This window comes from Serratia sp. AKBS12 (assembly GCF_024793895.1).
GTDB lineage: Bacteria > Pseudomonadota > Gammaproteobacteria > Enterobacterales > Enterobacteriaceae > Serratia_F.
In genome coordinates this window covers 100,236-112,559 of sequence record NZ_JANUSB010000015.1, presented here as the reverse complement: position 1 = coordinate 112,559, position 12,324 = coordinate 100,236, and the positions used below count along the sequence as shown (strand labels likewise).

The following is a 12,324-nucleotide window of genomic DNA, read 5'->3' as shown; positions in this document are numbered from 1 at the left end:
ATTAATCCGCATGAATATATTCGAGAATCTGCTAGTATGGTGCCACCCACACCGAGCCTTGGTTATTGATTGTTGCGATGTCTGATACCTACAGCCTGACAAATAACGTGCCGGTAAATCAACAGATCTATCGCTATCTGCGCAAGGATATCGTTGATTGCACCATACCGCCCGGAACGCTGCTTTCGGAAAAAGAGATTTCAACCCGCTTTAGCGTTTCGCGCCAGCCGGTACGTGAAGCCTTCATTAAGCTGGCCGAGGCCGGTTTGGTTCAGATATTGCCGCAACGCGGCACCTTTGTGATGAAAATCTCCGCCAAGCGCGTAGCCGATGGCCGCTTTATTCGCCAGGCGGTGGAGTGTGCGATCGTGCGTCGTGTGGCGGTCAGCGTCACGCCACAACAGCTCGTGCTGCTGGAGCATAACCTGCATCGTCAGGAGCTGGCGGCGCAGAACCATCAGATCCGGGAGTTTCTGACGCTGGACGACGAATTTCACCAGTTGCTCACGCAGCTCGCCAACTGCCCGCTGGCCTGGGAAACCATCGAAACCATCAAGGCCACCATGGATCGGGTGCGTTTTCTCAGCCTGAGCGAAGTCTCGCCGCCGGAAAGCCTGATCCAGCAACATTATCGTATTTTTGACGCGCTAAAAGCCCATGACCCGGACGCCGCCGAGCGAGCGATTCACGATCATCTACAAGAAATGATCTACTCGATTACACCGATCGCCCTGCAAAACACCGACTGGTTCGAAGCTGAATAACCCGTTGAAGAAAAACGACGTTATCACAGATAAACACCCTATCAGGCGAATTTTGACCGCGTAAATGGCATTTCTTCTCAATCGCATCTATTGTTTCTCCTTGCCCATGGGATTTCATTAATATCGTTCAATACCCGTCATTGTTGGAGCTGCATCGTCGTTGCCTGGTGACTCAGCACATTGGTGAGCCTCACTCCGAGGAGCCACAGTAAACCGCGCCCATGTGCGGCTGCTGTGTTGCTCACTTCCGTTACCCGGCTGGCGCCAAGCGTCCGGCTTGCCGTCTCGATGCAACCTCAATGCGTCCGGGTATGACAGCTTCAATCACCGCTTCTTCACCCTGCCGGTGCTCGGAACCTCGCTTTACCGGCGTATGAGGAAGCTTTAACGGGAGTTAATCATGACTGATATTGCACAGTTGTTAGGTAAGGAAGCGGAAGACCTGTTGCAACACCGCTGTACCACCATCCCTGCTGACAATCTCTATCTGCCCGGAGCCGATTTTGTCGATCGGGTGATGATCGATAACAATCGCCCCAATAGCGTATTACGTTCCATGCAAACGCTGTTCAACCATGGACGTCTGGCCGGTACCGGCTACCTGTCGATACTGCCGGTCGATCAGGGGATTGAACACTCGGCCGGCGCATCGTTTGCTGCCAACCCACTCTATTTTGATCCAAAGAATATCGTTGAGCTGGCAATCGAGGCCGGCTGCAACTGCGTCGCTTCCACCTATGGCGTGCTGGCAGCGGTTTCGCGCCGCTATGCCCACAAGATACCGTTCCTGGTCAAACTCAATCACAACGAAACCCTGAGCTATCCAACGCAGTACGACCAAACGCTGTACGCCAGCGTAGAGCAGGCCTTTAACATGGGTGCGGTGGCGGTTGGCGCCACGATTTATTTCGGCTCCGAGCAATCCCGCCGCCAGATCGAAGAGATTTCCATTGCCTTTGAACGGGCGCATGAACTGGGCATGGTCACCGTGCTGTGGGCTTATCTGCGCAACGCCTCATTTAAAAAGGATGGCGTGGATTACCACTCCAGCGCCGATCTGACCGGCCAGGCCAACCACATTGCCGCCACCATTGGCGCAGATATCGTCAAGCAGAAAATGGCAGAAAACAACGGCGGTTATCGGGCGGTGAAATTCGGCTACACCGATGACGGCGTTTATGACCGTCTGACCACCGACCATCCCATCGATCTGGTGCGATACCAGTTGGCAAACTGCTATATGGGACGCGCAGGCCTGATCAACTCCGGCGGCGCCGCCGGCGAGAACGACCTGCAAGAATCGGTGCGCACGGCAGTAATCAACAAACGCGCCGGCGGTATGGGACTGATACTTGGTCGTAAGGCATTCAAAAAATCCATGAAAGACGGCGTGGCATTAATCAATGCCGTACAGGACACTTACCTCGATCAGAAAGTCACCATCGCCTAACGCGCCATGCTTGCAACGCAGTTTCAGCCCGGCTTCGGCCGGGCTTTTTTGTACCCGCTTAGCGGCCCCACCCCGGTTACGCCCGCAACTTCCGCTCATTAACTTCTTTTCTTTCGACATAACTTTTAAAATAAAATATTTATCTTTCAAATTGTGATCCATTTAAAACAAAAAGACGATTAAAGTGATTAACGTAAGGCAATGGCAAACGAGCTGCCGACAGCTCCAGGCCATAACTTCCCAAACAGGAGAAAAATAATGATTACGTTGATTACCCATGGAGCCGAATGGTTTATCGGCCTGTTTCAGAAAGGCGGCGAAGTGTTCGTCGGCATGGTCACCGGGATTTTGCCTTTACTTATCAGCCTGCTGGTTATCATGAATGCGCTGATTAAGTTTGTTGGTCAACAACGCATAGAACGGCTGGCACAACGCTGCGCCGGTAACCCGCTGGCACGCTATCTGCTACTGCCGCTGATTGGCACCTTCGTCTTCTGCAATCCGATGACGCTGAGCCTCGGCCGTTTTATGCCAGAAAAATACAAGCCAAGCTATTACGCCGCCGCGTCCTACAGTTGCCATTCGATGAATGGTCTGTTCCCGCATATCAATCCAGGCGAACTGTTCGTCTATCTCGGCATCGCCAGCGGCCTGACCACGCTGGGGCTGCCATTGGGACCATTGGCAGTGAGCTACTTCCTGGTGGGTTTGTTTACCAACTTCTTCCGCGGCTGGCTAACCGATCTGACTACCAGCCTGTTCGAACGAAAAATGGGGATCCGTCTGGATCGTCAGGTCCAACTTTAATCCGTGGAGTTCACCATGAGTGCTTATCTTTGTATTGAAAAAGGCGCCAGCGGCTGGGGCGGCCCACTGAAACTGCCGGTAGTCGCCGGCAAGAAAATCGTTTACATCACCGCCGGTACCCGGCCGGCGATCGTCGATCGCATCAGCCAACTGACCGGCTGGCAGGCGGTAGACGGTTTCAAGGACGGCGAACCGCCAGCAGACGAGATCGCCGTGGCGGTGATTGACTGCGGCGGTACGTTGCGCTGCGGCTTATACCCAAAACGACGAATTCCGACGGTGAATATTCATGCCACCGGTCAATCCGGCCCGCTGGCGCAGTTTATCCTCGAGGATATTTATGTTTCCGGGGTGCGCGAAAACAATATCACGCTGCTCGATGACACCGCTGCGCTTGCGCAGCCGTCAGCGCCTCCGCCCTCTGCGGCAACGCAACCCCGCGATTACGACACCAGCAAGAAAATTACCGAACAAAGCGACGGCCTGCTGGCAAAGGTCGGTATGGGCATGGGGTCGGTGGTGGCAGTGTTCTTTCAGGCCGGGCGCGACACCATAGACACGGTATTAAAAACCATTCTGCCGTTTATGGCGTTCGTGTCGGCGCTGATCGGCATCATCATGGCCTCCGGGCTCGGTGACTTCATTGCGCACGGCCTGACACCGTTAGCCAACAGCCCGTTCGGCCTGGTAACGCTGGCGTTGATCTGCTCGTTCCCACTGCTGTCACCGTTTCTTGGCCCTGGCGCGGTGATCGCTCAGGTGATCGGCGTACTGGTCGGCGTACAGATAGGTCTGGGCCATATTCCCCCGCAGCTGGCACTACCGGCGCTGTTTGCCATTAACGCTCAGGCCGCGTGCGATTTTATTCCGGTCGGGCTGTCGCTGGCGGAAGCCAAACAGGACACGGTACGCGTCGGCGTGCCATCGGTGCTGGTCGGCCGCTTCCTGACCGGAGCGCCGACGGTGTTAATCGCCTGGGCGGCTTCCGCCTTTATTTATCAGTAACCCATGCCGTAGGGCATGAAGATTCCAGGGGCTAGTAATGCAGATTATTTTTCAAACCACCATTACCCGTATCGGCGACTGCGCACGTGATGCATTGCAGGATGACATGCTGATCACCTTTCGCGAAGGGGCGCCGGCCGACATCGAAGCATTTTGCTTTATCCATCGGCACGGCGATACCGCCGGCGAGCTGCGGGCAGGCGGCATGATGGAATTGGCTGAACGACGCTATCCAATCACCGCGGTCGGCAGCGTCGCTACGCAAAATCTGCGTGAGTTAGGCCACGTCACCGTGCGCTTCGACGGCGAGGCGCTGGCAGAGTTTCCCGGTTCAATTCACGTTTCCGGCCCGGTGCCGGAAGATATCCCGTTGGGCAGTACGCTGAAATTTATCGCATAAGGAGTAGACCATGTCTGAAGTAGCCGTAGTGATTGGCGGAGGCCAAACGTTGGGGGCATTTTTAAGCCAGGGGCTGGCGACAGAAGGCTATCGCGTCGCGGTAGCCGACCTGAACCTCGACAATGCGCAGCGGGTGGCGCAGGAGATCAACCGCCTGCACGGCGCCGGGCGCGCGATCGGCCTGCAGGTCGACGCCACCCGAGAGGACAGCGTGATCGCCTTGGCCAACGCGGTGGATACGGCATTTGGCAGCATCAATCTGCTGGTATACAGCGCCGGTATCGCCAAGGCGGCGCCGATCACCGACTTTCTGCTGGGGGATTTTGACCAATCGTTGCAGGTCAATCTGGTGGGCTATTTCCTCTGCGCCAGAGAGTTTTCGCGTTTGATGATCCGTGACGGCGTAGCCGGCCGCATCATCCAAATCAACTCCAAATCCGGCAAGGTTGGCAGCAAGCATAATTCCGGTTACAGCGCCGCCAAGTTCGGCGGCGTAGGGTTGACGCAGTCGCTGGCGCTCGATCTGGCAGAGTACGGCATTACCGTCCATTCGCTGATGCTGGGCAATCTGCTGAAGTCGCCGATGTTCCAGTCGCTGCTGCCGCAATATGCCGAAAAGCTGGGCATCAGGGCCGACGAAGTGGAACAGTACTATATCGATAAAGTGCCGCTCAAGCGCGGCTGCGAATATCAGGACGTCCTGAACACCCTGCTGTTTTATGCCAGCGACAAGGCCTCGTACTGTACCGGTCAATCAATCAACATCACCGGTGGTCAGGTGATGTTCTAACCCGCCGGCACGGCGCGCTCCTCTGCTGCGCCGTGCCGCATTAACCTGCGAGATAACATAATGACCGCTTCTCTGATTATCCTGGCCGCCATCGCCTGGCTGGGGCAGATAGCCCTCGGCTGGTGGCAGATCCAGCGCTTCAATCATGCCTTTGACCGATTGTGCCAACTGGGGGCGGTCGGCGTTGGTCGCTCCGGCGGACGCTTCAAGCCGCGCGTGGTGCTGGCGCTGGCGTTCGACGCCCGGCAACGGGTATGCGGCAGCATGATGATGCGTGGGCTGACCGTTTTCGCCCAGCCAAAACCTCTGGTTCACCTGCATGGTTTGCATCGGCGCGATTTGCTGCCGGATGTGATCTTCCCCGAGGATCGGGCATGCCAAACTGCACTATCGTTAGCGATTAAGGCGAAATCATGATATTTTCAGATTAAAAGGCATTACCTTTCATATTGAATTATTCATTGGAAAGGATGCTCATCGCTTGTGACGGGAATCGCTATGAAACCAAAACAGCGGCAAGCCGCTATTCTTGAATATCTGCAACGGCATGGCAAAACGGCAGTGGATGCCCTGGCGGAACACTTTTCAACCACCGGCACCACCATCCGCAAGGATCTGACCCTGCTGGAAGAAGAAGGCGAAGTGATCCGCACTTACGGCGGCGTGGTGTTGAGTCGCGATGACGGTGACCAGCCGATCGATCGCAAAACCCATATCAACACCGAGAAAAAACGCCAGATCGCCTATGCCGCCGTCGCGCTGATCAACGACGGCGATTCGCTGATTTTCGACGCCGGCAGCACCGTATTACAGATGGTGCCACACCTGGCGCAGTTCAATAACATCACGGTGATGACCAATAGCCTGCATATCGTTAACGCGCTGGTTGAACTGGATAACGATCAAACCATTCTGATGCCCGGCGGCACCTACCGCAAAAAATCCGCCTCGTTTCACGGTAGCCTGGCAGAGTCGGCCTTCCAGCAGTTCAGCTTCGATACCCTGTTTATCGGTGCGGACGGCGTCGATCTCAACGCCGGCGTCACCACCTTTAACGAGGTGCACAACGTCAGCAAGGCCATGTGCGAAGCCGCCGGGCGCATCGTTTTACTGGTTGACTCCAGCAAATTCGGCCGTAAAAGTCCCAACGTGGTGTGCGAACTGGCTGCCGTCGATACGCTGATCACCGATAAAGACATCAATCCACATTATCTCGCCGCGCTGCAAGATAAAGGCATCAATATCATTCTGGTAGGAGACACCGATGAGTAACGCCACGGCCCTGCTTAACTTTGCCCGTGAAACGTTGGAAATCGAACTGGCTGAAGCCACACGCCTGCTGGCACGGCTGGACGACAATATGGTCTGCGCCTGCGAGCTGCTGCTCAATTGCCGGGGCAAGGCGGTGGTCTCCGGCATCGGCAAATCCGGCCACATCGGCAAGAAAATTGCCGCGACGCTGGCCAGTACCGGAACGCCGGCGTTTTTTGTGCATCCGGCAGAAGCGCTGCATGGCGATCTCGGCATGATCGGCAAAGACGATGTGGTGATCTTCATTTCCTATTCTGGCCGCGCCAAAGAGCTGGATCTGATCCTGCCGCTGCTGGCGGAAAACCACATTCCGCTGATAGCCATTACCGGTGGCAAGGAGTCGCCATTGGCGACGGCCGCCGCCTGCATGCTGGATATCAGCATTGAACGTGAAGCCTGCCCGATGGGGCTGGCGCCGACCTCCAGTGCGGTCAATACCCTGATGATCGGCGATGCGCTGGCGATGGCGTTGATGCGCCAGCGTGGTTTCAACGCCGAAGATTTTGCCCGCTCGCACCCGGGCGGCAGCCTCGGCGCACGCTTACTGAATCGGGTTCATCATCTGATGCGTACCGGCGAGCGTCTGCCAAGCGTGAAAGAGAGCGCTAACGTGATGGAGGCAATGCTGGAACTGAGTCGCACCGGTTTAGGACTGGTCGCGGTGTGTGATGCACAGCAAAAAGTGGTGGGGGTATTTACCGACGGCGACCTGCGCCGCTGGTTGGTGAAAGGCAATAGCCTGAACGATGCATTAAGCCCGGCGATCACCCGCCCCGGCTACCGTTTGCCGGAACAGTGGCGCGCAGGCGAAGCGTTGGAAGCGCTGCATGAGCAGCATATCAGCGCCGCGCCGGTGGTGGATATTGATGGCATATTGGTCGGGGCGATCAACCTGCACGATCTGCATCAGGCCGGCATCGGCTAATCTGCCGATGGTCGCGACTACCCTGGGGGCGCACGCCGCGCCCCACCATGATAGTTTGTGCTTTACTTCCAGTCAGGGTTGCTTTCGAACTGTTTACGCAGCAGTGCCTGCATACCGCTGTCCGGTTTGCCCAGCCATTGATATTTGGCGTATTGCTTTGGATGGTCCACCGCGTCTGGCGTATCCGCCACTGACACCCGCACGCCCCATGCCTGCGATTTATCCGCCTTGAATGCCACAATCAAAAAGTTGTTGGCGCAGTCATGCGGTTTACACAGAGTGCCGAGCTCATAGGTCTGGCCTTGCCAACGGAGAGTTTCCGCCGGCGTTGAGGTCCCGACGCCCTTGCGCGCCCAGTCCGGCAGCCCGGCCTGCCCCTTTACTATTTTCTGCCAGCTGGCCTGGTAACCCGGCTGCTGGATCAGATCCGACGTGGTGACTATCTGCTGGGCAACGCTGCCGGCGCTGATGCCGATCAACGCTGCAAACAGCGCGCAGCGAAGCTGATATTTTCCTGTCATGGTCATTCTCCCTGGTTAAATCCAAAGCGTAGTCTGCATCACGTCAGACCACAATCGACGGAAAAAGTTGAGTTACCACCAGGCGTGAAAATGATGCACCGGGCCAATCCCCTGTCCGACTTCCAGACTGTCCGCCTGTTGCAGCGCCCGTTGCAGATAATCCTTGGCGGCGCTGACCGTGTGCGCCCAGTTTGCATGACGTGGGCGCAATGCCGCCAACGCCGCCGACAGCGTGCAACCGGTACCGTGCGTGTGGCGCGTGGCTACCCGCGTCGCGGTGAAGCGCAGCTCGCCCTCTGCGGTAAATAACCAGTCCGGGCTTTCCCGTTCGCTCAGGTGACCCCCTTTCATCAACACCGCCTGGCAGCCCATCGCCAGCAGCGCACGGCCTTGCTCACGCATCTGCCGCTCGTCCTGCGCCGGTGGCAAGCCCAGCAGCGCCGCCGCTTCCGGCAGATTGGGGGTGATTAATGACACCTGCGGCAACAGTTCGCGACGCAGAGAGTCGACCGCTTCCGGAGCCAGTAGCGGGTCGCCGCTTTTTGCCAGCATCACCGTATCCAGCACCACAAACGGCAATGAATAATGTCGCAGACGCTCCGCCACCGCTCGTACGATATCGGCATTGGCCAGCATGCCAATTTTGGCGCTGTCGATACGTACATCGCTCAGCACCGAATCCAGCTGCGCGGCGACAAACTCCGGCTCGATGTTGTAAACCGACTGCACGCCACGGGTATTCTGCGCCACCAGCGCGGTGATCACGCTGGTGCCATAGGCGCCCAGCGCCGAAAACGTCTTCAGATCGGCCTGTATGCCGGCTCCGCCACTGGGATCGGTGCCGGCGATGGTGAGGGCATTAATGCGTTTCATCACAGCGCCTCCGCGTTCAGTTGATACAGCGCGTCAAGAAATGCCGGGGTAAAACTGCCGGGCCCCTGAGCCTGCGCGCTGGCGCGTTCGCCGCACAGAGACATTACCCGACAGGCGGTAGCAACGTGATCCAGCCGCTCGCCTGGCAGGGCGCAGAACGCCGCCGCCACCGCCGACAGGGAGCAGCCGGTGCCGACCACCCGCGTCATCAGGACATCACCACCGGGGATTGCCCAGTCAGCTTCGCCGTTGGTGACATAATCCACCGGGCCGGTCACCGCAACTATCGCCCCGCTGGTTTGCGCCAGTTGACGCGCCGCCGGCAGCGCGGTTAACGAATCGGCGGTGCTATCGACACCGCGCCCGCCGCCCTGCACGCCGCCAAGCGCCAGAATTTCCGACGCGTTGCCACGGATCGCCGCCGGCCGCAGAGCCAGCAGACGCTGGGCAAATTCGCTACGATAATGCAAACCGCCGACCGCCACCGGATCCAGTACCCATGGGGTACCGGCCTGATTGGCTGCCTCGATCGCTGCCAGCATCGACTGCGCGCGCGCGGCGGTCAGGGTGCCGATATTGACCAATAATCCATTGGCAATACGGCTGAACTGCGCGGCTTCCTCCGGTTCGACCACCATCGCCGGCGAAGCGCCCAACGCCAGCAATACGTTGGCAGTCAGCGCTTGCACCACCTCGTTGGTGAGGCAATGAATCAATGGGGAGTGCTGTTTGAACAGGTTAAAGCTGGCCGCGGCGCGGGCGCCGGGTAATACATCAGGTCGAGCGATCATAATCCTCCCAACCGGCGTTCAAGAAGGCGGATACCGGCTGGGTATCGAGACTTCCCTACGCTGGCATTATCCAGATCAGGTAATACGGGTATTTCTCAGCCTTCACAAAGAAGGGCACCCCGAGTCATTTAAATTGTATCTTTTACTGCGTGCCAGCTTAGGGGAACTGGCCTGCTGAAGCAAGCTTGCCCACGCGACGAATAGTGGTGGACTTCCCCATCAGAAAATGGCTAGCCTGACGATGTTGAAAGTTACCAGGAGCCGCCATGCACATCAGACCCTATCGGGAAACCGATCGCCCTTTTCTACGCACGCTCTACCTGGCCGCACGCAAGGCCGCCTTTACCTGGCGCGATACGCAAGGCTATCGTCTGGAAGATTTTGATCGCGCCACGCTCGGAGAGGATATTTGGGTCGCAGAACAGGATGGCAAACTGCTGGGATTTGTCTCGATATATCGCGCAGAGAATTTTATTCATAACCTGTACGTCGATCCGCATCTGCCGCCGCAAGGCGTCGGCAGCGCGTTGTTGCATCAGGCAGAACAGACGTTCAGCGGCACCGGTTCGCTAAAATGTCTGGTAAAGAACCAGGCCGCGCTGCGTTTCTATGACAAACACGGCTGGCACGTCGTTGCAACCGGTTGCAACGGCCACGAAGAATATTACCTGCTGCACTCGCCCAACGGTTAACCGCGCCGTTCAGGCTTTATTTGGCATCAATCCTAGCGTCAACCACCAGAATAACAGGGCGAGCACGCTAACGCCGGCGCCCAATCCACAGACCCCAGACCAACCGGCCAATGCAAAGACATGTGTGCTGGCAAACGCCCCCAGGCCACTACCCAGGGCATAAAACAGCATATAACAGCCCACCAGCCGGCTGTGCGACTGCGCATCACTACGAAAAATCATGCTTTGGTTGAGCACGTGAATCGCCTGTCCGGCCAGATCAAGCACCACAATACCGACAATCAACCACAGTATGCCGCTATTCAGCAGGCCAAGCGGCAGCCAGGCAAGCACCAGCAGTACCAGGCACCACCCGGTCGCCAGTTGCCCTCGGCCACGATCGGCCCAATGGCCGGCACGCACCGCCGCCAACGCCCCGACGGCTCCCACCAGACCAAATGCGCCAATCAGTGAATGGCTAAAATTATGTGGCGGTTGACTGAGCGGCAGCACCACGGCGCTCCAGAAAATGCTGAACGCGGCGAACATCAACAACGCCAGCATGCCACGGATTTGCAAGGTACGATCGTGCAGCAGCAGCGTCAACATCGAGCGCAGCAAGGCAGGATAGCGGAGCGTTGAAGCCAGGGTACGCGGCTGAGGTAGCCAACGCGCCAAAATCGGTAACAGCAATAACGTCACGCCGGCAGAGAAAAAGTAAACCGTGCGCCAACCGCCCATGTCCGCCAACGTGCCGGACAGGGTGCGGGCCAGTAACAGCCCCAGTACCACCCCACCCTGCGCGGCTCCCACCACGCGCCCGCGTTCGTGCGGCCCAGCCAGGCTAGCGGCAAAGGCGATCAGTCCCTGCGTCATGGCGGTGCCCAATAATCCCACCAGCAACATGCTGGTCAGCAACAGCACACTACTGTTCGAACAGCCCACCGCCAGCAGCGCCGCGATCAATAGCAGCTGTTGCACCGCCAGCAAACGTCGGCGATCAAGCAAATCCCCCAGCGGTACCAGCAGGACTAATGCCAACGCACAACCCAGCTGCGTCGCGGTGATCACCATCCCTACCGTCGCCACGCTGATGGCGAACTCTGAGGCAATGGCATCCAGCAACGGCTGTGCGTAGTAAACGTTCGCCACGCTGAATGCGCTGGCAGCCGCCAATAACAGAACCAGCGAGGTGGGTAAACGGTGCGTTTGGGCATCAGGACAGATGTCAGCAAGCAAATCGGTGCTCATGGTGGCCTCGGCAGTTAGGTTTCATAATTAAACCTAATGCAGATTACGCAATGAGGTTTTATAATGCAACCTCATCGGCGAAAAGGAGCGGATCATGAAACGTAAGAGCCTGGAAGACGCACCTTGCCCAGTGGCACGCGCGCTGGATGTCATTGGCGATTGGTGGTCGTTATTGATCATTCGCGATGCCTTTGACGGCGTTAGCCGCTTCAATGAATTCCAAAAAAACCTTGGCATGGCGAAAAACATTCTTTCGCTGCGCCTACGAACCCTGGTGGCGCACGGTATTTTGGAAATTGTGCCGGCGGCGGACGGCACCTATCAGCAATATCTGCTGACGGAAAAAGGCCGTGCGCTGTTTCCGATCGTCGTTGCGCTACGCCAATGGGGAGAGGATTATCTGTTTGCTGCCAACGAAGCGCATTCACTGCTGGTAGAGAGCGACAGCGGCCAAAGACTCCCCCGCATGACGCCGTTAGGCTCGCGGGGCCAAACGCTGACGCCGCTGAATACCCGGGTACTGAAGCTGGAGGACTGTTAGCCATGCTGCACGGGTGACTCTCAGAGGGCTGGCAATAATGCCGCCCGTTTCGTCGCGTTATTCGCCTTGCTCCGCCTTGTTCAGAACTGCACGCACCAAGGCGCCAATCCGCTATCGGCATTGACCCGTCGTTATTATCATCAAGCGCTATGCCATAACTTGACAGCCAACCTGTTGGAAACAAGACTGTATTGGGTGCTTTTCCTATGACCGATTATTGACGG

Annotated in this window: 15 protein-coding genes and 1 riboswitch; of the genes, 11 read left to right on the top strand and 4 right to left on the bottom strand. The window is 57.4% G+C overall.

Going from position 1 to position 12,324, the window contains the following annotated elements; all coding sequences use genetic code 11:
• Positions 1 to 77: 77 nt before the first annotated feature.
• From NYE85_RS10435 to gutQ, 9 genes are all read left to right on the top strand, one after another.
• A complete protein-coding gene (locus NYE85_RS10435) occupies positions 78 to 764 on the top strand; it encodes a GntR family transcriptional regulator (RefSeq protein ID WP_259004661.1) in 687 nt (228 codons plus the stop codon).
• A 400-nt stretch (positions 765 to 1,164) separates the two neighbouring features.
• A complete protein-coding gene (gene fbaB, locus NYE85_RS10430) occupies positions 1,165 to 2,214 on the top strand; it encodes a class I fructose-bisphosphate aldolase (protein ID WP_259004660.1) in 1,050 nt (349 codons plus the stop codon).
• A 258-nt stretch (positions 2,215 to 2,472) separates the two neighbouring features.
• Positions 2,473 to 3,021 carry a PTS glucitol/sorbitol transporter subunit IIC gene (locus NYE85_RS10425; RefSeq protein WP_259004659.1) on the top strand — a complete coding sequence of 183 codons (549 nt, stop codon included), beginning with the start codon at positions 2,473 to 2,475 and terminating at the stop codon, positions 3,019 to 3,021.
• Between the two features lie 15 nt (positions 3,022 to 3,036).
• A complete protein-coding gene (locus NYE85_RS10420; RefSeq protein ID WP_259004658.1) occupies positions 3,037 to 4,026 on the top strand; it encodes a PTS glucitol/sorbitol transporter subunit IIB in 990 nt (329 codons plus the stop codon).
• Between the two features lie 37 nt (positions 4,027 to 4,063).
• The gene (gene srlB / locus NYE85_RS10415) at positions 4,064 to 4,426 is read left to right on the top strand and encodes a PTS glucitol/sorbitol transporter subunit IIA (protein WP_259004657.1); all 363 of its coding nucleotides are present in this window, start codon (positions 4,064 to 4,066) and stop codon (positions 4,424 to 4,426) included.
• Between the two features lie 10 nt (positions 4,427 to 4,436).
• Positions 4,437 to 5,216, top strand: coding sequence for a sorbitol-6-phosphate dehydrogenase (srlD, locus tag NYE85_RS10410; RefSeq protein ID WP_259004656.1), 780 nt, complete (start codon positions 4,437 to 4,439; stop codon positions 5,214 to 5,216).
• Between the two features lie 60 nt (positions 5,217 to 5,276).
• Positions 5,277 to 5,633 (top strand): transcriptional regulator GutM, encoded by a 357-nt coding sequence (gene gutM / locus NYE85_RS10405; protein WP_259004655.1) that lies wholly within the window; start codon positions 5,277 to 5,279, stop codon positions 5,631 to 5,633.
• 81 nt (positions 5,634 to 5,714) lie between these two features.
• The gene (locus tag NYE85_RS10400) at positions 5,715 to 6,488 is read left to right on the top strand and encodes a DNA-binding transcriptional repressor (protein ID WP_259004653.1); all 774 of its coding nucleotides are present in this window, start codon (positions 5,715 to 5,717) and stop codon (positions 6,486 to 6,488) included.
• A complete protein-coding gene (gene gutQ / locus NYE85_RS10395; RefSeq protein WP_259004651.1) occupies positions 6,481 to 7,452 on the top strand; it encodes an arabinose-5-phosphate isomerase GutQ in 972 nt (323 codons plus the stop codon). The genes NYE85_RS10400 and gutQ overlap by 8 nt, the downstream gene beginning before the upstream one ends.
• A gap of 62 nt (positions 7,453 to 7,514) precedes the next feature.
• On the opposite strand, the gene NYE85_RS10390 is transcribed toward gutQ, so the two are convergent.
• From NYE85_RS10390 to thiM, 3 genes are all read right to left on the bottom strand, one after another.
• A complete protein-coding gene (locus NYE85_RS10390; protein WP_259004649.1) occupies positions 7,515 to 7,973 on the bottom strand; it encodes an inhibitor of vertebrate lysozyme family protein in 459 nt (152 codons plus the stop codon).
• 72 nt (positions 7,974 to 8,045) lie between these two features.
• Positions 8,046 to 8,846 (bottom strand): bifunctional hydroxymethylpyrimidine kinase/phosphomethylpyrimidine kinase, encoded by an 801-nt coding sequence (gene thiD / locus NYE85_RS10385; RefSeq protein WP_259004648.1) that lies wholly within the window; start codon positions 8,844 to 8,846, stop codon positions 8,046 to 8,048.
• Complete coding sequence (gene thiM, locus NYE85_RS10380; protein WP_259004647.1) at positions 8,846 to 9,637, bottom strand: hydroxyethylthiazole kinase; 792 nt, start codon at positions 9,635 to 9,637, stop codon at positions 8,846 to 8,848. The genes thiD and thiM overlap by 1 nt, the downstream gene beginning before the upstream one ends.
• Positions 9,638 to 9,672: 35 nt before the next feature.
• Positions 9,673 to 9,769, bottom strand: a riboswitch (TPP riboswitch).
• 134 nt (positions 9,770 to 9,903) lie between these two features.
• Here thiM and NYE85_RS10375 point away from each other — a divergent pair.
• Positions 9,904 to 10,329: a GNAT family N-acetyltransferase gene (locus NYE85_RS10375; protein ID WP_259004646.1), complete on the top strand. Its 426-nt coding sequence runs from the start codon at positions 9,904 to 9,906 to the stop codon at positions 10,327 to 10,329.
• A 9-nt stretch (positions 10,330 to 10,338) separates the two neighbouring features.
• On the opposite strand, the gene NYE85_RS10370 is transcribed toward NYE85_RS10375, so the two are convergent.
• The gene (locus tag NYE85_RS10370; RefSeq protein WP_259004645.1) at positions 10,339 to 11,559 is read right to left on the bottom strand and encodes an MFS transporter; all 1,221 of its coding nucleotides are present in this window, start codon (positions 11,557 to 11,559) and stop codon (positions 10,339 to 10,341) included.
• A 94-nt stretch (positions 11,560 to 11,653) separates the two neighbouring features.
• On the opposite strand from NYE85_RS10370, the gene NYE85_RS10365 reads away from it, so the two are divergent.
• Positions 11,654 to 12,100, top strand: coding sequence for a helix-turn-helix domain-containing protein (locus NYE85_RS10365; protein ID WP_259004644.1), 447 nt, complete (start codon positions 11,654 to 11,656; stop codon positions 12,098 to 12,100).
• The last annotated feature ends 224 nt before the right edge of the window (positions 12,101 to 12,324 follow it).